This window comes from Nocardioides lentus, from assembly GCF_039529515.1.
GTDB classification, from domain to species: domain Bacteria; phylum Actinomycetota; class Actinomycetes; order Propionibacteriales; family Nocardioidaceae; genus Nocardioides; species Nocardioides lentus.
This window is the reverse complement of sequence record NZ_BAAAMY010000005.1, coordinates 332,542-355,446: the sequence shown is the minus strand read 5'-3', so window position 1 is coordinate 355,446 and position 22,905 is coordinate 332,542. Positions and strand designations below refer to the sequence as shown.

Sequence of the window (22,905 nt, the reverse complement as noted above, 5' to 3'; positions counted from 1 at the left end):
CCGTGACCGGTGCCCGGACCCTGCGGGTCGGCACCCGCGCGTCCCGTCTGGCGACCACGCAGTCGCAGCACGTCGCGGACCTGATCACCCGCGAGCTCGGGGAGCCCACGGCGCTGGTCGAGGTCACCACGGAGGGCGACACCAACCGCGCCCCCCTCGCGCAGATCGGCGGCACCGGCGTGTTCGTCGGCGCGCTGCGCGAGGCCCTGCTGCGTGGCGACGTCGACGTCGCCGTCCACTCGCTCAAGGACCTGCCCACCGCCCCCGCCGACGGCATCGCGCTCGCCGCCGTCCCGCCGCGCGAGGACCCGCGCGACGCGGTCGTCGCCCGCGACGGCCTCACGCTGGGCGAGCTGCCGGCCGGCTCCCGGGTCGGCACCGGCTCGCCGCGCCGCGCCGCGCAGCTCGCGGCGCTCGGGCTCGGCCTGGAGGTCGTGGCCATCCGCGGCAACGTCGACACGCGGCTGCGCAAGGTCGCCGACGGCGAGGTCGACGCCGTCGTCCTGGCCCGTGCCGGCCTGGCGCGGATCGGCCGGGTCGACGAGGTCACCGAGACCCTCGACCCGCTCCAGATGCTGCCCGCTCCCGGCCAGGGAGCCCTCGCGATCGAGTGTCGCGCCGACGACGAGCACCTCCGGGCGCTCCTGGCAAGTTTGCAGGATCGTCGCGCACGCGCCACCGTAGACGCCGAGCGGGCCGTGCTCGCCGCACTCGAGGCCGGGTGCTCCGCCCCCGTCGGGGCGCTCGCCGAGGTCGCCGAGGGCGACGACGGCGACGAGCTGTGGATCCGGGCCGTGGCCCTGGCCGCCGACGGCTCGGTCGAGATCCGCCGCTCGGCCAGCGGCGACCCGTCCGACGCCGCGGGCGTCGGGCACCGCCTCGCGGGCGAGATGCTCGCCGACGGGGCGGCCGAACTGATGGACAACCAGTGAGAGAGCAGCGCGCATGACCACAGTGACGTCCCCCGTCCGCTCCGCCGACAGCACCCCATCCGCTCCCGCCCCGACCCCGTCGCGGGCCGGTGGGCGCAGCGGTGCCGCGCCGGCTCCGCGCGGCTGGGTGTCCTTCGTGGGCGGCGGCCCCGGTGACCCCGGGCTCCTCACCGTGCGCGCCGTCCAGCTGCTGCAGCAGGCCGACGTCGTCGTGACCGAGGTCGCGGGCCACGAGGAGATGGTGCGCCGCCTCCTCGAGCTGCCGGCCACCGACCTCGGGGAGACCCCCGAGACCGGCGCCGACGACGTGAGCGGCCCCGAGATCGTCGACGGCGGCTTCGGCGAGGACGGCCAGCCCCTGACCCACGCCGCGCGCGCCAAGCTGGTCGTCAAGCAGGCCAAGGGCGGTCGCCACGTCGTGCGCCTGATGGCCGGCGACCCCTTCCTGTACGCCTCCGGCCCCGAGGAGGCGCAGGCCTGCGTGAAGGCGGGCCTCGGCTTCGAGGTCGTCCCGGGCGTCAGCTCCGTCACCGCGGTCCCGGCGTACGCCGGCATCCCGCTGACCACCAAGAACCACCGCGAGGTCGCCGTCGTCACCTGCGGCGAGGCCCGGATCGACTGGAGCCGCTACGCCGACGACCGCACCCTGGTGCTGCTCTCGGCGGTCGGGTCGATCGGCGAGGTCGCCGAGGCGCTCGTCGCCGCCGGCCGCCCCGCGACCACCCCGGTCTCCATGACCAGCGTCGGCACGACGACCGCGCAGGACACCCTGGTGTCCACGCTCGCCGACGTCGCCGCGGACGCCCGCGCCGCCCGCGTCGAGGCCCCGGCCGTCACCGTGGTCGGCGACGTGGTCGACCTGCGCCAGACGCTGTCCTGGTTCGAGACCAAGCCGCTGTTCGGCTGGCGGATCCTGGTGCCGCGCACCAAGGACCAGGCCGGCCCGCTCGTGGAGCGGCTGCGCGGCTACGGCGCCGTTCCCGAGGGCGTCCCCACGATCTCGGTCGAGCCGCCGCGCAACCCGCAGCAGATGGACAAGGCCGTCCGCGGCCTCGTCGAGGGCCGCTACGAGTGGATCGCGTTCACCTCCGCCAACGCGGTGCGTGCGGTGCGCGAGAAGTTCGAGGAGTACGGGCTCGACGCGCGCGCCTTCTCCGGGCTCAAGATCGCCGCCGTCGGCGACAAGACCGCCGAGGCCATCGCGGCCTGGGGCCTGCGTCCCGACCTGCTGCCCTCCGGGGAGCAGTCCGCCGCCGGGCTGCTCGAGGACTGGCCGCCGTACGACGACGTGCTCGACCCGATCAACCGGGTGTTCCTGCCGCGCGCCGACATCGCGACGGAGACCCTCGTCGCCGGCCTCGTCGAGCTCGGCTGGGAGTGCGACGACGTCACCGCCTACCGGACCGTGCGGGCCGCCCCGCCGCCGGCGCCGACGCGCGACGCGATCAAGTCGGGCAAGTTCGACGCGGTGGTCTTCACCTCGTCGTCCACGGTGCGCAACCTCGTCGGCATCGCCGGCAAGCCCCACCCGTCGACGATCATCGCGGTGATCGGCCCCCACACGGCCAAGACCGCCGAGGAGCACGGCCTGCGGGTCGACGTGATGGCCGCCGCGCCGTCCGCCGACGAGCTCGCCGACGCGCTCGCGGACTTCGGCGCCGTGCGTCGCGCCGAGCTCCTCGAGTCGGGCCAGCCGGTCACGAAGCCGTCGGAGCGTCGGACGACGTCGCGCCGCAAGAGCGGTTCCTGAGCCGCGTGGAGCGACCGGTCGTCCGGCCGCGTCGGCTGCGGCGCACGCCCGCGCTGCGGGCGATGGTCGCCGAGACCTCGGTCGCGGCGTCGCAGCTGGTGCTGCCGGTGTTCGTGGCCGAGGGGGCCGACGCGCCCCGGCCCATCTCGTCCATGCCCGGCGTCGTGCAGCACTCGCGTGACTCCCTGCGCGCCGCGGCCGTCGAGGCCGCGGAGCTGGGGCTCGGCGGGATCATGCTGTTCGGCCTGCCCGCGGCGAAGGACGCGGTCGGCTCGGGCGCGACCGACCCGCAGGGCGTGCTCACCGTCGCCGTCCGCGACGTGGTCGCCGAGGTCGGCGACGCGCTGCCGGTGATGGCCGACCTGTGTCTCGACGAGTTCACCGACCACGGCCACTGCGGCGTGCTCGCCGCCGACGGCGGCGTCGACAACGACGCCACGCTCGAGGTGTACGCCGAGATGGCGCGCGTGCTCGCCGACGCCGGCGTCGACGTCGTCGGCCCGAGCGGGATGATGGACGGCCAGGTCGCCGTGATCCGCGACGCCCTCGACGGCGCCGGTCACACGGCGACCACGATCCTGGCCTACTCCGCGAAGTACGCCTCCGCCTTCTACGGCCCGTTCCGCGAGGCCGTGGACTCCTCGCTGTCCGGAGACCGCCGGGCCTACCAGCAGGACCCCGGCAACGGCCGCGAGGGCGTGCGCGAGGCGCTGCTCGACGTGGCCGAGGGCGCCGACATGGTGATGGTCAAGCCCGCGCTGGCCTACCTCGACGTGCTCCGGCGCGTGCGCGACGCGGTCGACGTGCCGGTCGCGGCGTACAACATCTCGGGGGAGTACGCCATGGTCGAGGCCGCCGCCGCCCACGGCTGGATCGACCGCGAGCCCGCCATCCTCGAGACGCTGACCTCGATCCGCCGCGCCGGCGCCGACGTGGTCCTCACCTACTGGGCCGCCGAGGCCGCACGCCTGCTCGCCCGCTGAGTCGGCAGCTGTGGGCGCCCGAGGGGCGTCGAGTCGGCCCGGACGCGCACGCCGGTGGCGTCGAGTCGGCCCGGATGTGCGCGCTGCGGTGCGTCCGAGCGTCGACCGGGGCGCCCGTACGACGCACGTCACCGCCGACCCTACGGCGAACGCCGCGCCCCCCGAGGGGAGCGCGGCGTCCGGTGCCGGGATCGGACGACCTCAGCTGGTCTTCTCGGTGATGCAGGCCGCGAGCTGATTCTGCTGGCTCGGCGTCAGCAGCGAGCTGAGGATGCCGCCGAGGCCGAGGTCGGCCAGGCAGGCCACCCGCGCCTCGGCCGTGGTGAGGACGTCCTTGATCGGTCCGGTCGGGTCCTTCGGGATGTCGACGCCGCCGCCGTTGTTGCCCCCGGGGCTGTTGCCGCCACCACCGCCGGAGGGCGGCTGGACGGGGGGCTGGCTCGGCGCCGGGTCGGGGCTGGGGGCGGGCGAGGGCTCGGGCTCCTCGCGGACGTCGGTGTCGGTGCCACCGGAGGTGCCGGTGCCGGCACCGCCGCCGGAGGGTCCGACCGGGGCGCCGGCGGCGGGGCCGCCGGCGCGGGGAGCGGCCTCGGGGGCGGGCTGGAAGGTGTTGCCCGACGCCGTCGCGGTCGGGACGGAGGAGTAGTCGCCCTGCGAGTACGCCTCCATGATCGAGAGCACGAGGTCGACGTAGTCCTCGGAGTTGTTGTAGCGGAAGACCGCCGAGCGCTGCCCCGCGGTCGTCGAGAGGTCCTCGTCGCCCGAGCAGAGGTAGACGGCGCTCGCCAGGGCCGCGTCGTCGATGTCCTGCGGGTTGCGCTCGCCGTCGCCGTCGGCGTCGACGCCCACCACCGACCAGGTGGAGGGGATGAACTGCATCGGCCCGACCGCGCGGTCGAACCTCCGGTCGGCGTCGAGCTGCCCGGCGTCGGTGTCGCGGATCGTGGCGGTGCCGTTGCGGCCGTCGAGCGGAATGCCGCGGATGCCGGGCTGCGCGACGCCGTCGGAGTCGAGGACGTTGCCGCCGAAGCGGCCGTGGTCGGACTCGACGCGGCCGATCGCGGCCACGAGCTGCCAGGTGATGTTGCAGCCGGCGTCGGCGCGGTTGATGACCGTCTCCGCCCGCTGGTAGGCCGCCAGGGCGGCGGCCGGGATGCCGTTGGTGGACGCGGTGCGCACGGCCTCCGCGCCGCGGCCCGCGGGCACGCCGGGGGCGATGGCGCCGGGTCGCGACAGGCTGGCCGGGGCCTCGATGGCCTCGGTGGGCACGGACGTGCCGTCCGGCAGGTCGACGTCGACCTGGTCGGCGGCCGCGGTCAGCGAGACGGTCGGCGCGGCCAGGCCTGCGGTCCAGGCGGCGGACAGCAGCGCGAGCGGCAGCAGCGTCAGCGCCTTCTGCGTCCGGCCGAACCGACGTGGTGTCGACATCCGTGTTCTCCCCATTCCCCCGCCGACGCCCTCCCGAGCGTCCGCGACTCGCGGTCCCATCCGGCCTCCACCCCTCCGACGGAGGGCCGTGATATCCCCAACGAAGTGTGCCACTTCACGTTACGGCTGCACCACGGAACCACAGGACCGTGCCGCAGGGCCGCGCGACGTGAGCACCCTCACAAGTGAACGACTGTACCGGCCATGGGCGGCTCCCGCACCCCTTCGAGCGGCCACACGGGCCCTGACCTGCGGCGACGCCCCGCGCCGGCCGGACGACGGGCCCCCGGGGGCGGGCGGAGCGGCCTTGGCCGTCTCGGCGATGATGGGGTCATGGTCGAGGCCGGTCGGGACAGCGAGCAGGACCCCGCGCGCGCAGGCACGGACGCCGGTGGCGCGGGCGGGCAGGCGGCCTCGCGCGCCCTCTTCGAGCGCGCCCTCGCCGTCACCCCGGGGGGCGTCAACTCCCCGGTGCGCGCCTTCAACGGCGTCGGCGGCACCCCACGGTTCATCACCTCCGCGGCCGGCGCGCGGCTCACCGACGCCGACGGCCACGAGTACGTGGACCTGATCGGCTCCTGGGGCCCGATGCTGCTGGGCCACGCCCACCCCGAGGTCGTCGCCGCCGTCACCGCGGCCGCGGCGCGGGGCACGTCGTACGGCACGCCCACGGTGCCCGAGCTCGAGCTCGCCGAGGAGATCGTCGCCCGCACCCCCGTCGAGCGGGTCCGGCTCGTCTCCTCCGGCACCGAGGCGACCATGTCCGCGATCCGGCTGGCCCGGGGCTTCACCGGACGCGACGTGGTCGTGAAGTTCGCCGGCTGCTACCACGGGCACGTCGACGCGCTGCTGGCCTCCGCGGGATCGGGCCTGGCGACGTTCGCCCACTCCGGCTCGCCCGGGGTGCCCGAGTCGGCCGCCGGCGAGACCGTCGTGCTGCCCTACAACGACCGTGACGCCGTCACGGCGGCGTTCGCCGAGCACGGCCCCCGCATCGCCTGCCTGATCACGGAGGCCGCCGCCGGCAACATGGGCGTCGTCCCGCCCGACCCCGGCTTCAACCGCTTCCTGTCCGAGACCTGCGCGGCCCACGGCGCGCTGTTCGTCACCGACGAGGTGATGACCGGCTTCCGCGCCTCGGCCCGGGGCTACTGGGGCATCGACGGCGCGGTCGAGGGCTGGACCCCCGACCTGATGACGTTCGGCAAGGTGATGGGCGGCGGCTTCCCGGCCGCGGCGTTCGGTGGTCGCGCCGACATCATGGCCCGGCTCAGTCCCGACGGGCCCGTCTACCAGGCGGGGACGCTGTCTGGGAACCCCGTCGCCACCACCGCCGGCCTCACGACCCTGCGGCTCGCCACCCCCGAGGTCTACGAGCACGTCGCCAAGGCCGGCGAGATCGTCAAGCAGGAGGCCTCCGCGGCGCTCTCGGCGGCCGGGGTGCCCCACCACGTGCAGTCCGCGGGCACCATGTTCTCGGTGTTCTTCCGCGAGGGCCCGGTGCGCGACTTCGACGACGCCTCGGGCCAGGACCTGACGGCGTACGCCGCGTTCTTCCACGCGATGCTCGACGCCGGCGTGCACCTTCCGCCCTCGGCGTACGAGGCGTGGTTCCTCTCCGCGGCGCACGACGACGCCGCGCTCGAGACCATCGCCGCCGCCCTGCCGGGCGCGGCCCGCGCGGCCGCCCGCGCGGCGGGGACGGGGGTGCGCGGGTGAGCGGCGAGGAGACCACGGTCGTGCACCTGCTGCGCCACGGCGAGGTCCACAACCCCGGTGGGGTGCTCTACGGCCGGCTGCCCGGCTACCACCTGTCCGAGCGGGGCCGGGCCATGGCGCGACGCGTCGCGGAGGTCGTCGCGGGGCGGGACGTCGTCCACCTGCGGGTCTCCCCCCTCGAGCGGGCGCGGGAGACCGCCCAGCCGCTGGCCGAGGCCTTCGGGCTGGAGCCCACCATCGACGACCGGGTCATCGAGTCGGCCTCGAAGTTCGAGGGCCAGCGCTTCGCCATCAACGACGGCGCCCTGGGCCGCCCGGCCGCCTGGCGCCACCTGCGCAACCCCGTCCGCCCGTCCTGGGGCGAGCCGTACGGCCAGATCGCGGCGCGCATGCTCGCCGGCGCCGCGGCCGCCCGCGACGCCGCCCGCGGCCACGAGGCTGTCGTCGTGTCCCACCAGCTCCCGATCTGGACGACCCGGCTGCACGTGGAGGGCAAGCACGTCTTCCTCCACGACCCCCGCCGCCGGCAGTGCACCCTGTGCTCGCTCACGTCGCTGCACTACCGCGGCGACCGGCTGGTGCGGCTCACCTACTCCGAGCCCGCCGGCGACATGATCCCCCTCGCCGACCGCAGCGCCCCCTTCTCCTCGGGTGGGCGCCACGAGGAGCCCGCCGTCCCATGACCCGCCCCCGCCGTACCCTCGTCCCCCTCGTCGGGGCGCTGCTGGCCACCGTCGTCGCCGTCTCGGGCTGCACGGAGACCGAGGGGACCGGCGACAAGGGCTACGTCACCGGGGACGGCCAGATCAACCAGGTGGCCCTCGAGGGCCGGGGCGACCCGGTCGAGCTCACCGGCGAGGGCCTCGACGGCGAGCCGCTCGACCTCGCGGACCTCCGTGGCGAGGTCGCCGTGGTCAACGTCTGGGGCGCCTGGTGCGGCCCGTGCCGCGCCGAGATGCCCGAGCTCGTGGGCGCGGCCGAGGAGACCGCCGACGAGGCGCAGTTCGTCGGCATCAACATCCGCGAGGACTCCCAGGCCACGGCCCAGGCCTTCAACCGGACCTTCGAGGTCGACTACCCGTCGTTCTGGTCCCCGGACGGGGAGGCGCTGCTGGCCTTCACGGGCACGCTGGGCCCGCGCACGATCCCGGCCACCGTGGTGCTGGACGCCGAGGGCCGCATCGCCGCAAGCATCATCGGCCCGCTGCCGTCGCAGCAGACGCTGGTGGACCTCGTCGAGGAGGTCGCGGACGAGTCCGCGCCCGCTGGCGGGTCGACCCGTGGGTGAGTGGTTCGGCGAGACGGCCGCCTCCGGGTCGCTGCTGCTCGCGCTGCCCGTCGCCCTCGTCGCGGGTCTGGTCTCGTTCTTCTCGCCCTGCGTGATCCCCCTGCTGCCGGGCTACCTGTCCTACGCCACGGGTCTCTCGGGCGCGGACCTCGCCGCGGGGGAGTCCGACGCCCGCCGCGGGCGGATGCTCGCGGGCTCGCTGCTGTTCGTGCTCGGCTTCTCGGCGGTGTTCGTCGCCATCGGCACGGCGTCCGGGGCGCTCGGCGAGGCGCTGGTCGACTACCGCCGGGAGATGACCGTCGCGCTCGGGCTGATCTCGGTCGTGCTCGGCCTGGCCTTCGCCGGTCTGGTGCCGTTCCTGCAGCGCGAGAAGCGGATCCACGCGGTGCCCCGGGTCGGGCTGGCGGCCGCGCCGTTCCTCGGCTTCCTGTTCGGCCTGGGCTGGACGCCGTGTATCGGCCCGACGCTCGGCGTCATCTCGACCCTGGCGATCAACGAGGGCACCGCCGGGCGCGGCGCCCTGCTCTCCGCGGTCTACGCCGTCGGCATCGGCCTGCCCTTCGTCGTCGCCGCCGTCGCCTACCGGCGCTTCCTCGGCGCCGTGTCGTTCGTCCGGCGCCACCAGGTCTGGGTGATGCGCATCGGCGGGGCGATGATGGTGCTGACCGGTCTCGCGCTCCTCACCGGCTGGTGGGACGTGGCCGTGTCGTGGCTGCAGCTGAACCTGGTGTCCGGATTCGAGGTGGCGGTGTGAGCGACACCCGACAGCGCCCGGGCGACGTCCGCCCCGAGGGCCACGTCTCCGGCTCGCCGGCCGAGCGCGGCTCCGTCGGCGGCCCGGGCGGCTCCGGGGACCGGCGGCCCGGCGACCTCACCGCGCGGGAGTCCCTGCGCTGGCTGTGGCGCCAGGTCACCTCGATGCGCACCGCGCTGGTGCTCCTGCTGCTGCTCGCCGTCGCCGCCGTGCCGGGCTCCGTCGTGCCGCAGGCCGACGTCGACGCCCTCGAGGTGTCGCGCTGGCAGGAGGCCCACCCGACCCTGACCCCGATCTACGAGCGGCTCGGGCTGTTCAGCGTCTACGACTCGGTGTGGTTCTCGGCGATCTACATCCTGCTGATGATCTCGCTGGTCGGGTGCATCCTGCCCCGCACCGCGGTCTACCTCCGCGGGCTGCGGGCCCGCCCGGCCAGGGCCCCGCGGCACCTGACCCGCCTGCCCGACAGCACGTCGTACACGACGACGGCGGAGCCGGCCGAGGTCCTCGAGGCCGCCCGAGCGGTGCTGCGCAAACGTCGGTTCCGCGTCGACGTCGGCGACGACGCCGTGGCCTCGGAGCGCGGCTACCTGCGCGAGGCCGGCAACCTGCTCTTCCACGTCTCGGTGGTCGTGGTGCTCGTCGGCGTGGCCCTCGGCGGCCTGTTCGGCTACCAGGGCGGCGTGATCGTGCTCGTCGGCGGCGGCTTCTCCAACAACCTCACCCAGTACGACGACTTCGTGCCGGGCGACCTGTACGACCCCGCCGACATGGAGCCGTTCAGCTTCGACGTCACCGACTTCGACATCTCCTGGCTCACCGACGGCCCGCGCGCCGGCATGGCCCAGCAGTTCGTCTCGCACCTCGACTACCGCGAGGCCCCCGGCGAGGAGACCCAGACCTACGACCTGCGGGTCAACCACCCGCTGACCATCGGCGACACCGACGTCTTCCTCATCGGCCACGGCTACGCCCCGGTCATCACGATCCGCGACGGCAACGGCGACGTGGTGCGCTCCGGCCCGGTCGTCTTCCTGCCCTCGGACCCGTCGTTCCGCTCGTTCGGCGTCGTGAAGTCGCCCGACGCCCGGCCGGAGCAGATCGCGCTCGAGGGCGAGTTCTACCCGACGTACGCCTTCACGCCCGAGCAGGGCCCGTTCTCCGCCTTCGGCGACGCCGTGAACCCGGCGATCGTGATGCAGGCCTACGTCGGCGACGTCGGCCTCGACGACGGCAGCCCCCAGTCGACGTACGTCCTGGACAAGGAGGACCTCGAGCTCCTGGAGAACCCGGACGGCTCGCTGTTCCGCATCCAGCTGTCGCCCGGCCAGGAGGTCGAGCTGCCCGACGGCGCCGGCACCGTCAGCTTCGACGGCGTGCAGCGCTGGAACCGGATCCAGATCAGCCAGACCCCGGGCAAGATGATCGCGCTGGCCGGCGTCGTGCTCGCGCTGATCGGCCTGCTGGGCTCGCTGTTCATCCGCCCGCGCCGCGTGTGGGTGAGGGCGAGGGCCGGCCGTGGTACCGGAGGGGGGACCCTCGTCGAGGTCGCCGCCCTCGACCGCTCCGGCGGCCACGAGGTCGGCGAGGAGCTGGAGCGCGTCGTCGCCGCGCTCCGGGACTCGGGGGCGCCGCCGGCGCCGGACGAGCGGGCCGCCGACGAGCACACCGACGAGCACACCGACCAGCAGCACCCCGATGAGCACCCGAAGGAGTCGTCGTGACCGACGCCGCGTGGGAACAGCTGAGCAACCAGGCCGTGGCGGGCGCCGGCCTCCTGTACTTCCTGGCCCTGATCGCCCACCTCGTCGAGTGGAGCGCGCTGCGGCGCCTGCCGGTCGAGAAGGCGGAGCGTCAGCCGGTCGCGGCCGGCGCCGTCGGCTCGCGGGGCGCGGGATCGTCCGCCGCGACCGACCAGACGGCGGGCGCGACGGGGGAGGACCTCGACGGGGCCCGTGGTCGGTCCGCGATGTTCGGGCGCCTCGGCCTGCTGCTGACGATCCTCGCCTGCGCGGTGCACGGTGTCTCGATGCTGTCGCGCGGGCTCGCGGCCGACCCCAACCGGGTGCCGTGGGGCAACATGTACGAGTTCACCCTCTCCGGCACCTTCTTCATCACGCTGATCTTCCTCGTGGTGCGCCAGCGGCTGCGGCTCGCCTGGATGGCGCCGATCGTCGTCGGCACCGTGACCACCCTGCTGATGATCGACGTGATCTGGCTCCACGAGGAGGTCGCGCCGCTGACGGAGGCGCTGTACTCGCCGTGGCTCGTGATCCACGTGGTCTCGGCCATCATCGCGACCGCGGCGTTCACGCTCGGCGGCCTGCTGTCGGTGCTCTACCTCGTCAAGGAGCGCCGTCCCGGCGGCACCACCGGCTACCTCGCCCGCGTCCCGGAGCCGGTCGTGCTCGACCGGATCTCCTACCGCCTGCACGCCTTCGCGTTCCCGGTGTGGACCTTCGCGGTGCTCATCACCGGCCCGATCTGGGCGCACGAGGCGTGGAGCCGCTACTGGAACTGGGACCCCAAGGAGGTGTGGGCGTTCATCACCTGGGTGGTCTACGCCGCCTACCTCCACGCCCGCGCCACGGCCGGCTGGCGCGGCCGCAACGCGGCGTACCTCGCGCTGCTCGGCACGGCGACGCTGTGGTTCAACTTCATCGGCATCAACTTCTTCTCCACCTCCAGCCAGCACTCGTACGCCGCCCCGGCCGTGGTCGAGCGCGTCGAGGCGCTCCAGGCCTCGGCCCCGCCCGGCGTCACCCCGGCGGTGCCCCTGCGCCTCTGAGACGAGCGCCGAGTCGGCCCGCGTGCGCACCTGCGGAGCGTCGAGTCGGCCCGGGTGCGCACCTGCGGAGCGTCGAGTCGGCCCGGGTGCGCACCTGCGGAGCGTCGAGTCGGCCCGGGTGCGAACCTCGACCCGCGCTCGTCGACCTGGAGCCGACGGCGTCGGCGCCGGAGCGCTCTCGCGGCAGGTCGTCCGCCGCCGTGGGTACGACGGTCGGGGACGGCTGCTGGCCGCCGACCGCGCCTGCGACGTTCCCTCGGCCGGTCCCGATGCCCGGGCGTGCGCATCCGGGCCGACTCGGTGTCCCGGGTGTGCGCATCCGGGCCGACTCAGGGGCCCGGGCGTGCGCATGCGGGCCGACTCGGTGTCCCGGGTGTGCGCATCCGGGCCGACTCGGGGGCCCAGGCGTGCGCGTCCGGGCCGACTCGGCGTCAGGAGTCGGTGCGGTGGTCCCGGGTGTCGCGGGTGTCCTCGTCGGGACGGGCGTCGTGCTGCTCGTCGCCGGCGGCGCCGGCCTCGGGTGCGGCGTCGGGGGCCGGGGGCTCCTCGGCCGGCTTGGCGCGGCGGCGCTTCTCGCGCTCGAGCTTCCACAGGAAGTCGGGGTCGTCGTCAGGACCGAGCGGACGCCGGGGCGGCGGGGGCACGGTGCCGCCGCCGGAGCCGCCGTCACGACCGGCGGCGCGACGCTGCCGCAGGCGCACGAGCAGGTACACCGCGACGGCGACCAGCACGACGACCAGCAGGAACCTCAACACCCCTCCAGGGTAGGCAACGGGTGGTCACGGGCAGTCACCGGCGCCGTCGGGCGCCGCCGTACGCTGGAGCCATGAAGGAGTTCGCCGTCTACACGGGTCTGCGCCTGGCCCTCCTGGCGGCCGCCTGGGCGCTCGTGAGCGGGATCTGGCTGCTGTTCACCGAGGACAGGCTGCCGATCCTGCTGCCGCTGGTCATCGCGTTCGTGATCTCCGGGGTCGCCTCGTACTTCCTCCTGAACCGCCAGCGCGACGCCTTCGCCCGGCGCATCCAGGCTCGGGCCGACCGCGCCGCAGCCCGCTTCGAGGACCGCCGGGGGCGCGAGGACGGCGGTGCCTGAGCCGGAGGCTCACCCCGCGTCGCGGGCCGCGACCGCGTGCCACGTCGTCGACCGCCCGGACGAGGGGCTGCGCGCCTGGCTCGACGAGGCCGTACGACGGGTCGAGGCCGACGCGAACCGCTCGGCCGACACGCACCTCCACGTCCTTCCCCTGCCGGACGCGGTGCGCGACGCGGGCGTCGACCTCTACCTCAAGGACGAGTCGGTGCACCCCACCGGCTCGCTCAAGCACCGCCTCGCGCGCTCGCTGTTCCTCTACGCGCTGTGCAACGGCTGGATCGGCCCGACGACCACGGTCATCGAGGCCTCCTCGGGCTCGACGGCGGTCTCGGAGGCCTACTTCGCCCGCCTCCTCGGGCTGCCGTTCGTCGCCGTGATGCCGGCGAGCACGTCACCGGAGAAGATCGCGCTGATCGAGTTCGAGGGCGGGCGCTGCCACCTGGTGGCCGACCCCGGCGCGATCTACGCCGAGGCGCACCGCCTGGCCGCCGAGACCGGTGGGCACTTCCTCGACCAGTTCACCTACGCCGAGCGCGCCACCGACTGGCGCGGCAACAACAACATCGCGGAGTCGATCTACGACCAGATGTCCTCCGAGCGCCACCCGGTGCCCGCGTGGGTGGTCGTCGGCGCCGGCACCGGCGGCACCTCCGCGACCATCGGTCGCTACATCCGCTACCGCCGGCACGCGACCCGGCTCTGCGTGGCCGACCCCGAGGGGTCGGCGTTCTTCGCCGGCTGGCGCGACGACGACCCGTCGGCCACGGCGGCGGGCTCGCGCATCGAGGGCATCGGACGGCCCCGGGTGGAGCCGTCGTTCCTGCCCGGTGTGGTCGACCGGATGGTCGCCGTGCCGGACGCGGCCTCGGTGGCCGCGGCCCGGTGGTGCACCCGGGTGACCGGCCGCTCGGCGGGCGGCTCGACGGGCACCTCGCTGTGGGCGGCGCTGCGCACGATCGCGCAGATGCGCCAGACCGGCGTGCCCGGGTCCGTGGTGACGCTGCTGTGCGACGGCGGCGAGCGCTACGCCGCGACGTACTACGACGACGCCTGGCTCGCCGCCCAGGGCCTCGACGTCGCGCCGTACGCGGCGACCCTGGAGCGGTTCGCCGCGACGGGGGAGTGGGACGAGCCGGCCTGAGGCCCCGGCGGGGCCCAGCACCGGCTCAGCCGTGGCTCACTTGCGCTTGCGCGCGTTGAGCTGGCGGCGCACCCGCTCCTCGGGCTGGCCGAGGACCTTCGACAGCAGCTGGACGCGGAAGACGTAGGCGGCGACGACGGCGGCCACGATGAGCAGGACCCAGATCATGGGCCGAGCCTACGTCGCGGCCGCGACGAGCAGGCCGACGAAGACCCCCGCGCCGAGCAGCAGCTCGGCCACCCCGGTGGCCTGCAGCACCGGGATCAGCGCCGGTCCGCCGGCGCCGCCGAGGACGGTGCGCCCGGCGCGGAGGGCGGGGGCGAGGAACACCAGCCCGAGCAGCGCCCAGGGCGAGGTCAGCGCCGCCACGCCGAGCAGGGCGAGCAGCGCGACGGCGAGCAGACCGGCGTACAGGCGACGGGTGCGGGCGTCGCCCAGCCGCACGGCCAGCGTCAGCTTGCCGGCCACCCGGTCGGTGGGGACGTCGCGGAGGTTGTTGGCGACGAGGATCGCGCACGCCAACGCGCCGATGCCGACCGCCGCGACCAACGCCGCGCCGAGGGCCTCGCCGCGGTCGGTCTGCACGTAGGTCGTGCCGGTCACGGCGACGAGCCCGAAGAACACGAACACCATGACCTCGCCCAGTCCCGCGTAGCCGTAGGGCCGTGAGCCGCCGGTGTAGTACCAGGCGGCCACCACCGACACGGCGCCGACCGCGAGCAGCCACCACGCGGTGGTCGCGGCCAGCACGAGCCCGGCCGCGGCGGCCACGCCGAACGCCGCGAAGGCGGCCCGCTTGACCGCGCCGGGCTCGGCGGCGCCGGAGCCGACCAGCCGCATCGGCCCGACCCGGTCGGCGTCGGTGCCGCGGATGCCGTCGGAGTAGTCGTTGGCGTAGTTGACCCCGACCTGCAGCGCGAGGGAGACCACCATCGCGAGCAGCGCCTTCCACCACACCGCGCCGTCCGCCCAGGCGGCGACGCCGGTGCCGGCGAGCACCGGCGCGACCGCGGCGGGCAGCGTGCGGGGACGCGCGCCCTGCACCCACTCCGACGCCCGTGCCATGCCCCAGATCCAAGCAGCGCCCGGCTGGGTAGCGTGACTCGGGTGACCACACCCGCGGGCCCCGCCGACCCGGGAGCGCGCGCGAGCCTCCACCCGGTCGCCGGGCCGACCGCCGCGGTCGTCGAGCTGGTCGCGGCCTGGCTCGCCGCCGACCCGGAGCCCCGGCCCCTGGTCGTGGCCACCTCGGGCTCGACCGGGCGGCCCAAGCGGGTGGTCCTCCCGCGCGCCGCCGTCGTCGCCTCGGCGAGGGCGACCGCCGCCCACCTCGGTGCCGAGGGCCGGTGGCTCCTCGCACTGCCCGTCTCCTACGTCGCCGGGCTCCAGGTCGTGGTGCGCTCCCTGCTGGCGGGCGCACCGCCCGTGCTCGGGGAGGACCACGAGACCCTCGGCGACGCGGTCGACGATCTGCTGCGGGGCGGCCGTCCGGGCCTCTGCTCCCTGGTGCCGACCCAGCTCGCCCGGCTGCTGGAGGACGAGGACGGGACCGCCGCCCTCGCCCGGCTGCGGGCCGTGCTGCTCGGCGGCGGACCCGTCGACCCCGCGCTGCGCGCCCGCGCCGAGGCGTACGGCGTGCGCGTGGTCGCGACCTACGGCGCGTCCGAGACCGCCGGCGGCTGCGTGTACGACGGTCGGCCCCTGCCCGGCGTCCGCGTGCGGATCGAGGCGACCGAGGACGTCCCCGCCGGCACGGGCGCCGGCACGGGTGCAGGCCGGATCCTCCTGGGTGGCCCCACGATCGCCGCCGGCTACGAGGACGACCCCGCACTGAGCGCCGAGACCTTCGTCGACGGGTGGTACCGCACCGCCGACGCCGGGCGCCTGCACCCCGACGGCACCCTGCAGGTGCTGGGCCGCCTCGACGACGTGGTCCTCTCCGGCGGCGTCAACGTGCCCGCGGGCGCGGTCGCGGCGCGCCTCCGCGAGCACCCCGCCGTGCGCGAGGCCGAGGTCGTCGGCGTGCCCGACGACGAGTGGGGCCAGCGGGTCGCGGCGGTGGTCGTCGCGTCGGGCCCGGCACCCTCGCTGGCACAGCTGCGCGACTTCGTGGGCGCCACGCTGCCGCGGGCCTGGGCTCCGCGGTCGGTGCGGGTGGTCGACGCGCTGCCCCTGCTGGGCACCGGGAAGGTGGACCGGCTGGCGCTGGCCCCGCTGGCCCGGGGGTCCACCGCATCCACTGCCTCCACCGGGGCCCCCGACGACACGGAGGACGAGCGATGACCGAGCCCGACGACCTGCACGTGTGGTCCCTGCCGATGCGGGTCCGCTTCCGCGGGCTGACCCTCCGCGAGGGGGTGCTGCTGCGCGGCGAGGCCGGCTGGGGCGAGTGGTCGCCCTTCGTCGAGTACGACGCCGCCGAGGCCGCCGCCTGGCTGCGCTGCGCCCGCGAGGCCGCGGCCGGCGACTGGCCCGCGCCGGTGCGCGACCGCGTCCCGGTCAACGTCACGGTCCCCGCCGTCGACCCCCGCGCCGCCCGCGCGCTCGTGCTCGCCGGCGGCTGCACCACCGCGAAGGTCAAGGTCGCCGAGCCGGGCGGCGACCTCGACGCCGACGCCGACCGCGTCGCGGCCGTCCGTGAGGCGCTCACCGAGGTCGCGGGCGACGGGGCGGCCACCCACGTGCGGGTCGACGCCAACGGCGCCTGGGACGTCGAGGAGGCCGTCGACGCCCTGGCCCGCCTCGACCGGGCCGCCGGCGGCCTGGAGTACGCCGAGCAGCCCTGCGCCGCGGTCGAGGACCTGGCCCGCGTGCGCCGCCGCACCTGGGTGCCGATCGCGGCCGACGAGTCGATCCGCCGCGCCGCCGACCCCTACCGGGTGCGCGAGCTCGAGGCCGCCGACGTCGCCGTGCTGAAGGTGCAGCCGCTCGGCGGCGTGCGGGCGTGCCTGCGGGTCGCCGAGGAGATCGGGCTGCCGGTCGTGGTCTCCAGCGCCGTCGAGAGCTCCGTGGGGCTCGCCGCCGGCGTCGCGCTGGCCGCCGCGCTGCCCGACCTGCCCCACGCCTGCGGCCTCGGCACGGCCACCCTGCTCGGCGACGACGTGCTCGACCCGCCCGCGCGGCCGGTCGACGGGTCCCTGCCCGTCACCCTGCTCGCCGGTGCCGCGCTCGGGCCCGAGCCCGACGCGCTCGCGCGCACCGCCGCCCCGGCCGACCGCGAGGCGTGGTGGCGACGCCGCCACGACGAGGTCGCGGCCCTGCTGGACGGCCGCCCGTGAGCGACGTGCCCGGCGCGACCGACCACGCCCGCGCCGTCGTGTCGGCGCTGCTCGCGGCCGGGGTGGGCGACGTGGTCCTCGCCCCGGGCTCGCGCAACGCGCCGCTCGCCTACGCCGCCCACGACGCCGCGCGGGCGGGTGCGCTGCGGCTGCACACCCGCATCGACGAGCGGACCGCCGCCTTCCTCGCCCTCGGCCTCACCCGCCACGGCGCCCGCGCCGCCGTGGTCTGCACGTCGGGGACGGCCGCGGCGCACCTGCACCCCGCCGTGCTCGAGGCCTCCCACGCCGGGATCGCGATGGTCGCCGTCACCGCCGACCGTCCGGCCGCCGTGCGGGGCACCGGCGCCAACCAGACCACCGACCAGGTCGACCTGTACGGCGACGCCGCCGACGCGCTCGACCTCGCCGCGGAGGACCTCGACCCGGCCCGCCCCGGCGCGGTCGACCTGACCGCCCGGCTCCGGGCCGCCGACGCCGCCCGACGCCCGGTGCACCTCAACGTGCAGCTCGCCCCGCCGCTGGTGCCCGACGCGCCCTGGACCGCCGTCCCCGCGCCCGCCCGCCGCGACCCGCTCCCGCGGCTGGCCGAGCCCGGCCTCGTGGTGCCCCGCGGACCGCGCACCGTCGTCGTCGCCGGCGACGACGCCGGGCCCCCCGCGCGCCAGCTCGCCGAGCGTGCCGGCTGGCCGCTGCTGGCCGAGCCCAGCTCGGGCTCGCGCACCGGCGCCCACGCGATCCGCACCTACCGGCTGCTGCTCGCCGCCGGTTGGGCCGACCGCGTCGAGCGGGTCGTCGTCGCGGGCCACCCCACGCTGTCCCGGCCGGTCACGGACCTGCTGACGCGCGGCGACGTCGAGGTGGTCTCGCTGCGCGCCCGCGGACGGTGGCCCGACCGGCCGTTCGCCGTGGCCGCCGAGCACGACGCGCTCGAGGTCGCCGACGACCCCGACGGGCTCGACGACCCCGACTGGCTCGCGGGCTGGCGCGCCGCCGACGCGACCACGGCCGCCCGGCTCGACGCCCTGCTCGCCGCGGGGGTCGCCGACGGCGGGCTGGACCCGTGGACCGTGGCGGGCCGGGTGACGGCCGCGCTCCCGCCGACCGGCCTGCTGGTCGTGGGGGCCTCGAACCCGGTCCGCGACCTCGACCTCATGGTCCACGGCTGGGGGGTCGGGGAGCGGCGGATGGTCGTCGCCAACCGCGGGCTGGCCGGCATCGACGGCACGGTCTCGACCGCGGTCGGCGCCGCGATCGCGCGCCGCCACAGCGCCCGGCGGATCGCGCTGATGGGCGACGTCACCTTCCTCCACGACGCCAACGGGCTGCTGCTCGGTCCCGAGGAGGAGCGGCCCGACCTCACCCTGCTGGTCGTCAACGACGACGGCGGCTCGATCTTCGCGACCCTCGAGCAGGGGGCGCCGGCCCACGCGGACTCGTTCGAGCGCCTCTTCGCGACCCCGCACGGCGCCGACCTCGCGGCCCTGTGCGCGGCGACCCGCACCCCCCACCGCCGGGTGCGGACCCCCGAGCAGCTCGACGCCGCCCTCGCCGCGCCCGCCTCCGGGATCGAGGTCGTCGAGGCGGTCGTCGACCGCACCCGCCGCCGGGAGGTCGACGCCGCGGTCAGGGCGCTGGCCGAGCCGCCCGGTCCGGGTCCGCGGGCCTGACGAGCCGGCACTCCCACGCGCCGAGCCCGTCGTACAGCTGCCGGGTGCCGTCGGGCTCGAAGCCGTGCCGCGCGTAGAAGGCCCGCGCCCGTGCGTTCGCCTCCGTCACCCACAGCATGCACGGCTCGGGCCGCAGCACGGCGTCCAGGAGCCGCGCGCCGAGGCCGGTGCCGTGGTGGCTGCGCCGGACGTACAGCGCGTGCAGCTCGGTCGGGGTCGGCGCGTCGACCATGCGCGAGCGGCCCACGAGCGCGAACCCGACGAGCGCGCCGCCGACCTCGGCCACCGTGTACGCCGGGCCCTCCGCGAGCTGCCGGCGCCACGCCGCGACCCAGCGGTCGCGGTCGGCGAGCCGCGGCTCGAGCGCGGCGGGGTCCGCGATCCCGCGGTAGGTCTCGGCCCAGCACCGTCGGTGCAGCTCCGCACCCGCCCCGACGTCGTCGGGCGTCGCCGCCCGCAGCCGCACCCCGTCCGCACCCACGCCCCCATCCTGCCGAGCCGGCCCGGGTGCGCAGGCGGTGGGCGTCGGGTCGACCCGGGTGCGCAGGCCGCCGGGGCAGGATGGGCGCATGCGACTGACCAAGCTCGGGCACGCCTGCGTCCGCCTCTCGTACGACGGGTCGACGGTGGTGGTGGACCCGGGCGGGTTCACCGACCCCGAGGCCGTCGACGGCGTCGACGCCGTGCTGATCACCCACGAGCACCCCGACCACTACGACGCCGCCACCCTGCGCCGCACGTCCGCCCCGGTGCTGACGATCGCGGCCGTCGCGGCGCGGATCGCCGAGGACGCGCCGGACGTCGCCGAGCGCGTCGTGGTCGTCGCGCCGGGCGAGTCCTTCACCGCCGCGGGGATCGACGTGCGGGCCGTCGGCGAGGCGCACGCGGTCATCCACCCCGAGCTGCCGGGCTTCGACAACTCGGGCTTCACCTTCACCCTCGGCGACACCGTCGTGCACCACCCGGGCGACAGCCTCGTCGTGCCCGACGCCGCGGTCGACGTGCTCTGCGTGCCGTCCTCGGCGCCGTGGCTCAAGGCGTCCGAGGCCATCGACTACGCCCGCGCGGTCGGCGCGCCGCGCAACGTCGCGATCCACGACCGCATCTACTCCGAGGCCGCCCACGGCATCCTGGCCGGCCACATGGGGCGCTTCCTCGACCCGGCCGGGCAGGCCTACGTGCGCCTGGCCGACGGCGAGGACCTCACGCCGAGGTGAGGCACGCCTCCAGCGGCAGCGGGTCGCGGCCCAGGACGGCCCGGACGTCGCCGCTGACCTCGGCGACGGACCCGTCCGCGATCGCGGTGTAGGTGCTGACCCAGGCGTCGAGCTGCCAGTCCGGCTCGTCGGGATACGCCGCGGCGCGCGAGGCGTAGGCCTCCTCGACCGTCTCCGGCTCGAAGCGCAGCGCGCGGCCGACGACCGCGCCGGCGCGGGCGCAGGCCTCCGGCATCGTCAGGGCCTCCGGCCCCGTCAGCGTGTACGTCGCGCCGTCGTGCGCGTGCGACCCGCCGACCGCGTCGCGGAGCACGGTCGCGGCGACCGCGGCCACGTCGGCGCGCCCCACCAGCGCGACCCGGCCGTCGGCGGCGGGCCCGCGCACGACGCCCTCGGCGTCGGCGAAGAGCGGCACGACCTCGGCGTAGAAGCTGTCGCGCAGCACCGTCCAGGTCAGGCCGGACTCCCGCAGCGCCGACTCGGCGTCCGCGTGGTCGCGCCCGAGGGTGAAGGTGGCGTCCGGGGCGGCGCCGGCGAACGAGGTGTAGACGACGTGCCGCACCCCGGCCGCCGCGGCCGCGGCGATCGCCGAGCGGTGGTGCGCCCGCCGGTCGGCGGACTCGGCGCCGGACACGAGCAGCAGCACCTCGGCGCCGGCGAACGCGGCCCGGCACGCCGCGCCGTCGTCGTACGACGCCTCGCGGACCTCGCCCGCCGCGGCGGCGAGCGAGGGGGACAGCCGGGAGGCGGAGCGCACCACCAGCAGGGGAGCGAGGTCGGCGAGAGCGGTGGCGACGAGGCCGCCGAGGGCGCCGGTGGCGCCGGTGAGGGCCAGGGTCATGCCGCGACCCTACGGCGCGAGCGCGTCCCGGACGGGCACGAACTTGGCCTGGGCCTCCGCGAGCTCGGCCTCCGGGTCGGAGCCGGCGACGATGCCGCAGCCGGCGAAGAGCCGGACGGTGTCGCCGTGGACCTCCGCGGAGCGCAGCGCGAGGCCCCACTCGCCGTCCCCGTCGGCGTCGGTCCAGCCGACCGGACCGGCGTACCGGCCCCGGTCCATGCCCTCGAGCTCGCTGATCAGCCGCACCGCGGCCGGCGTCGGGGTGCCGCCCACCGCCGCCGAGGGGTGCAGCGCGGCGGCGAGCCGCAGCGAGGAGACGCCGCGCGGGTCGTGCACGTTGCCGGCGACGTCGGTGGCGAGGTGCATGACGTTGGGCAGGTGCAGCACGAACGGCGAGTCCGGCACGTTGACCGAGGAGCAGTGCGGCTCGAGCGCCTCGGCGACCGAGCGCACGGCGTACTCGTGCTCCTCGAGGTCCTTCGAGGAGCGCGCGAGCGCGGCGGCGAGGGCGAGGTCGTGCTCGTCGTCGCCGGTGCGGCGGATCGTGCCCGCGAGGACCCGGGAGGTCACCAGGCCGCGCTCGCGGCGCAGCAGCATCTCGGGGGTCGCGCCGAGCAGGCCGTCGACGTGGAAGGTCCAGCAGGTGGGGTAGGAGCCGGCCAGACGGCCGAGCGTCCAGCGCACGTCGAACGGGGCGTCGGCCGTGGCCAGCAGGTCGCGGGCGAGGACGACCTTGTCGACCTCCCCGGCCTCGATGCGTCGGACGGCGGTCGCGACGGCGGACATCCACGCCTCGCCGTCGAGCGCGCCGTCGGCGAAGGTGACGCCGGTCGGGGCCTCGGGCGGCTCCGGGGTCGCGAGGTCGGTCGAGGCGATGCTGCCGCGGCCGACGGTGGTCAGCCAGGCGTCGTCCCCGCGGCGGCCGACGAGCACCTCCGGCACGACGAGCACCGAGCTGCCCGGGTCGTCGGCGAAGGCGAAGCTGCCGAAGGCGACCGGCCCGGTGCCCGGCACGGACACCTCGTCGCGCACCACGGCGTGGCCGACGAGCTCGGACCACCAGGCGTCGGCCTCGTCGAAGCGACCGGGCCCGGAGGTGCGGACCTCGGCGGCGCGGCCCCACCCGACGAGGCCCTCGCCGCGGCGCACCCAGGCGAGCGGACCGTCGGTGGGCAGCAGCGTCAGGAGCGACGAGGCGACGCCCGGGTCGAGGCGGACCGTCCGGGAGACCAGCGGACCGGGGCCCGGCGCGAGGCGGGCGCCCGACGCGGGGTCGACGGCGGAGGTCACCCTTCGAGGGTAGCCCCGCGTCCGGCGCCACCTGCCCCGCAGGCGGGTGACGTCCGCCTCAGCGGCCGGGCGGGCCGCACGCGGGCCGCCTGGGTAGCCTCGGCGTCGTGAAGACCCCTCGCAACCGTACGGTCGCGGCGCTCGGCGTGGTCGCCGGCGTCGCGGCGCTCGCCCTGCTCGTCGTGTTCGCCGTCGTGCTGCCGAAGGTCTCCTCGGAGGCCGCCCCGCAGCTCGGCGAGGTCGAGCTGCCCGACGAGCTCGCCGGCGGCTGGCGCGCGCTCGACCTGGGGGCCGAGGGCATCCCCGAGGACCAGGTCGCCAGCCTCGCCGCCAACAGCGTCTACGCCGACGAGGTCCTCGACGACATCGTCGAGGGCGGAGGTGAGAGCCGGCAGTACGTCAACGAGGACCTGACCGCCGCGCCCACCGTGCAGGTCTACGGCGCGGAGGCCGGCCCGGTGGTGCCCGCCCAGCTGGTCGACCCGGAGGCGTTCGGCCTCAGCCGCCCGCCCGTGGAGGTCGTCGAGGAGGGCGAGGTGACCTGCGAGGTCAACTGGACCGAGGTCGACCCCCAGACCCAGCAGCCGCTGCCCGAGGCTGAGGTCTCCGGTGCGTCCTGCCAGCGCACCGAGCCCGGCCTGACGGTCCGCCTCGTCGGCGGCCTCGACGTCGACTCCGCCGTCGCGATGGTCAACGAGGTGTGGGAGCTCAACGCCGCCTGAGGCGCGCGGTC

General features: G+C 76.2%; 23 protein-coding genes. 16 read left to right on the top strand and 7 right to left on the bottom strand.

Going from position 1 to position 22,905, the window contains the following annotated elements:
* Positions 1-2: 2 nt before the first annotated feature.
* From hemC to hemB, 3 genes are read left to right on the top strand one after another with little or no spacing between them, the layout of a single operon-like run.
* Complete coding sequence (gene hemC, locus ABD158_RS12605) at positions 3-932, top strand: hydroxymethylbilane synthase (RefSeq protein ID WP_344008007.1); 930 nt, start codon at positions 3-5, stop codon at positions 930-932.
* Positions 933-945: 13 nt separating this feature from the next.
* Positions 946-2,682, top strand: a complete 1,737-nt coding sequence (locus tag ABD158_RS12600; RefSeq protein ID WP_344007669.1) for a bifunctional uroporphyrinogen-III C-methyltransferase/uroporphyrinogen-III synthase — start codon at positions 946-948, stop codon at positions 2,680-2,682.
* Positions 2,679-3,665 carry a porphobilinogen synthase gene (gene hemB, locus ABD158_RS12595; RefSeq protein WP_425573201.1) on the top strand — a complete coding sequence of 329 codons (987 nt, stop codon included), beginning with the start codon at positions 2,679-2,681 and terminating at the stop codon, positions 3,663-3,665. Before ABD158_RS12600 ends, hemB begins: the two co-directional genes overlap by 4 nt.
* Positions 3,666-3,866: 201 nt before the next feature.
* Here hemB and ABD158_RS12590 read toward each other — a convergent pair whose 3' ends face one another.
* Positions 3,867-5,093 carry a lytic transglycosylase domain-containing protein gene (locus tag ABD158_RS12590; protein WP_344007665.1) on the bottom strand — a complete coding sequence of 409 codons (1,227 nt, stop codon included), beginning with the start codon at positions 5,091-5,093 and terminating at the stop codon, positions 3,867-3,869.
* Positions 5,094-5,426: 333 nt separating this feature from the next.
* Between ABD158_RS12590 and hemL the strand changes: the two genes are divergently transcribed.
* The 6 genes from hemL to ccsB are packed head-to-tail and all read left to right on the top strand — an operon-like array spanning position 5,427 to position 11,642.
* Positions 5,427-6,812 (top strand): glutamate-1-semialdehyde 2,1-aminomutase, encoded by a 1,386-nt coding sequence (hemL, locus tag ABD158_RS12585; RefSeq protein WP_344007662.1) that lies wholly within the window; start codon positions 5,427-5,429, stop codon positions 6,810-6,812.
* A complete protein-coding gene (locus ABD158_RS12580; RefSeq protein ID WP_344007661.1) occupies positions 6,809-7,495 on the top strand; it encodes a histidine phosphatase family protein in 687 nt (228 codons plus the stop codon). Before hemL ends, ABD158_RS12580 begins: the two co-directional genes overlap by 4 nt.
* Positions 7,492-8,100 (top strand): TlpA family protein disulfide reductase, encoded by a 609-nt coding sequence (locus ABD158_RS12575; protein ID WP_344007659.1) that lies wholly within the window; start codon positions 7,492-7,494, stop codon positions 8,098-8,100. The genes ABD158_RS12580 and ABD158_RS12575 overlap by 4 nt, the downstream gene beginning before the upstream one ends.
* Complete coding sequence (locus ABD158_RS12570) at positions 8,093-8,854, top strand: cytochrome c biogenesis CcdA family protein (RefSeq protein WP_344007657.1); 762 nt, start codon at positions 8,093-8,095, stop codon at positions 8,852-8,854. The genes ABD158_RS12575 and ABD158_RS12570 overlap by 8 nt, the downstream gene beginning before the upstream one ends.
* Entirely contained in the window at positions 8,851-10,578 is a 1,728-nt protein-coding gene (gene resB / locus ABD158_RS12565) for a cytochrome c biogenesis protein ResB (RefSeq protein WP_344007655.1), read from the top strand. Before ABD158_RS12570 ends, resB begins: the two co-directional genes overlap by 4 nt.
* Positions 10,575-11,642: a c-type cytochrome biogenesis protein CcsB gene (gene ccsB / locus ABD158_RS12560; RefSeq protein ID WP_344007653.1), complete on the top strand. Its 1,068-nt coding sequence runs from the start codon at positions 10,575-10,577 to the stop codon at positions 11,640-11,642. Before resB ends, ccsB begins: the two co-directional genes overlap by 4 nt.
* A gap of 431 nt (positions 11,643-12,073) precedes the next feature.
* Here the strand turns inward: ccsB and ABD158_RS12555 are convergent, their stop codons facing one another.
* Complete coding sequence (locus ABD158_RS12555) at positions 12,074-12,397, bottom strand: hypothetical protein (RefSeq protein WP_344007651.1); 324 nt, start codon at positions 12,395-12,397, stop codon at positions 12,074-12,076.
* Between the two features lie 71 nt (positions 12,398-12,468).
* Between ABD158_RS12555 and ABD158_RS12550 the strand changes: the two genes are divergently transcribed.
* Together ABD158_RS12550 and cds1 are read left to right on the top strand one after the other, a co-directional pair.
* Entirely contained in the window at positions 12,469-12,735 is a 267-nt protein-coding gene (locus ABD158_RS12550) for a DUF4229 domain-containing protein (protein WP_344007649.1), read from the top strand.
* Entirely contained in the window at positions 12,728-13,876 is a 1,149-nt protein-coding gene (cds1, locus tag ABD158_RS12545) for an L-cysteine desulfhydrase Cds1 (RefSeq protein WP_425573195.1), read from the top strand. The genes ABD158_RS12550 and cds1 overlap by 8 nt, the downstream gene beginning before the upstream one ends.
* A gap of 36 nt (positions 13,877-13,912) precedes the next feature.
* Here the strand turns inward: cds1 and ABD158_RS12540 are convergent, their stop codons facing one another.
* Positions 13,913-14,044, bottom strand: a complete 132-nt coding sequence (locus ABD158_RS12540) for a hypothetical protein (protein ID WP_344007647.1) — start codon at positions 14,042-14,044, stop codon at positions 13,913-13,915.
* Positions 14,045-14,053: 9 nt separating this feature from the next.
* Entirely contained in the window at positions 14,054-14,941 is an 888-nt protein-coding gene (locus tag ABD158_RS12535) for a 1,4-dihydroxy-2-naphthoate polyprenyltransferase (RefSeq protein WP_344007645.1), read from the bottom strand.
* 42 nt (positions 14,942-14,983) lie between these two features.
* Between ABD158_RS12535 and ABD158_RS12530 the strand changes: the two genes are divergently transcribed.
* Genes ABD158_RS12530 through menD form a run of 3 tightly spaced genes read left to right on the top strand, consistent with a single transcriptional unit; the run spans position 14,984 to position 18,824 of the window.
* Positions 14,984-16,159, top strand: coding sequence for an AMP-binding protein (locus ABD158_RS12530; RefSeq protein WP_344007643.1), 1,176 nt, complete (start codon positions 14,984-14,986; stop codon positions 16,157-16,159).
* Positions 16,156-17,154, top strand: a complete 999-nt coding sequence (locus ABD158_RS12525) for an o-succinylbenzoate synthase (RefSeq protein ID WP_344007641.1) — start codon at positions 16,156-16,158, stop codon at positions 17,152-17,154. Before ABD158_RS12530 ends, ABD158_RS12525 begins: the two co-directional genes overlap by 4 nt.
* On the top strand, positions 17,151-18,824 hold the full coding sequence (menD, locus tag ABD158_RS12520) for a 2-succinyl-5-enolpyruvyl-6-hydroxy-3-cyclohexene-1-carboxylic-acid synthase (RefSeq protein WP_344007639.1): 1,674 nt from the start codon (positions 17,151-17,153) through the stop codon (positions 18,822-18,824). Before ABD158_RS12525 ends, menD begins: the two co-directional genes overlap by 4 nt.
* Here menD and ABD158_RS12515 read toward each other — a convergent pair.
* A complete protein-coding gene (locus ABD158_RS12515; RefSeq protein WP_344007636.1) occupies positions 18,781-19,305 on the bottom strand; it encodes a GNAT family N-acetyltransferase in 525 nt (174 codons plus the stop codon). The genes menD and ABD158_RS12515 overlap by 44 nt on opposite strands.
* A gap of 88 nt (positions 19,306-19,393) precedes the next feature.
* Here ABD158_RS12515 and ABD158_RS12510 point away from each other — a divergent pair, with 88 nt between their 5' ends.
* Positions 19,394-20,041 carry an MBL fold metallo-hydrolase gene (locus ABD158_RS12510; RefSeq protein ID WP_344007634.1) on the top strand — a complete coding sequence of 216 codons (648 nt, stop codon included), beginning with the start codon at positions 19,394-19,396 and terminating at the stop codon, positions 20,039-20,041.
* Here the strand turns inward: ABD158_RS12510 and ABD158_RS12505 are convergent.
* Positions 20,028-20,882: an NAD(P)H-binding protein gene (locus ABD158_RS12505; protein ID WP_344007632.1), complete on the bottom strand. Its 855-nt coding sequence runs from the start codon at positions 20,880-20,882 to the stop codon at positions 20,028-20,030. The two genes, ABD158_RS12510 and ABD158_RS12505, sit on opposite strands and share 14 nt — an antisense overlap.
* A gap of 9 nt (positions 20,883-20,891) precedes the next feature.
* Complete coding sequence (locus ABD158_RS12500) at positions 20,892-22,172, bottom strand: isochorismate synthase (RefSeq protein WP_344007630.1); 1,281 nt, start codon at positions 22,170-22,172, stop codon at positions 20,892-20,894.
* A gap of 107 nt (positions 22,173-22,279) precedes the next feature.
* On the opposite strand from ABD158_RS12500, the gene ABD158_RS12495 reads away from it, so the two are divergent.
* Positions 22,280-22,894 (top strand): hypothetical protein, encoded by a 615-nt coding sequence (locus tag ABD158_RS12495; protein ID WP_344007627.1) that lies wholly within the window; start codon positions 22,280-22,282, stop codon positions 22,892-22,894.
* The last annotated feature ends 11 nt before the right edge of the window (positions 22,895-22,905 follow it).

What these genes read in the sequence shown, in the direction of transcription:
- ABD158_RS12600 (WP_344007669.1), top strand. Translation starts at nt 946, where the DNA reads ATGACCACAGTGACGTCCCCCGTCCGCTCCGCCGACAGCACCCCATCC.
- ABD158_RS12590 (WP_344007665.1), bottom strand. Translation starts at nt 5,093, where the DNA reads ATGTCGACACCACGTCGGTTCGGCCGGACGCAGAAGGCGCTGACGCTG.
- hemL (WP_344007662.1), top strand. Translation starts at nt 5,427, where the DNA reads ATGGTCGAGGCCGGTCGGGACAGCGAGCAGGACCCCGCGCGCGCAGGC.
- ABD158_RS12575 (WP_344007659.1), top strand. Translation starts at nt 7,492, where the DNA reads ATGACCCGCCCCCGCCGTACCCTCGTCCCCCTCGTCGGGGCGCTGCTG.
- ABD158_RS12550 (WP_344007649.1), top strand. Translation starts at nt 12,469, where the DNA reads ATGAAGGAGTTCGCCGTCTACACGGGTCTGCGCCTGGCCCTCCTGGCG.
- ABD158_RS12540 (WP_344007647.1), bottom strand. Translation starts at nt 14,044, where the DNA reads ATGATCTGGGTCCTGCTCATCGTGGCCGCCGTCGTCGCCGCCTACGTC.
- ABD158_RS12535 (WP_344007645.1), bottom strand. Translation starts at nt 14,941, where the DNA reads ATGGCACGGGCGTCGGAGTGGGTGCAGGGCGCGCGTCCCCGCACGCTG.
- ABD158_RS12525 (WP_344007641.1), top strand. Translation starts at nt 16,156, where the DNA reads ATGACCGAGCCCGACGACCTGCACGTGTGGTCCCTGCCGATGCGGGTC.
- ABD158_RS12510 (WP_344007634.1), top strand. Translation starts at nt 19,394, where the DNA reads ATGCGACTGACCAAGCTCGGGCACGCCTGCGTCCGCCTCTCGTACGAC.
- ABD158_RS12505 (WP_344007632.1), bottom strand. Translation starts at nt 20,882, where the DNA reads ATGACCCTGGCCCTCACCGGCGCCACCGGCGCCCTCGGCGGCCTCGTC.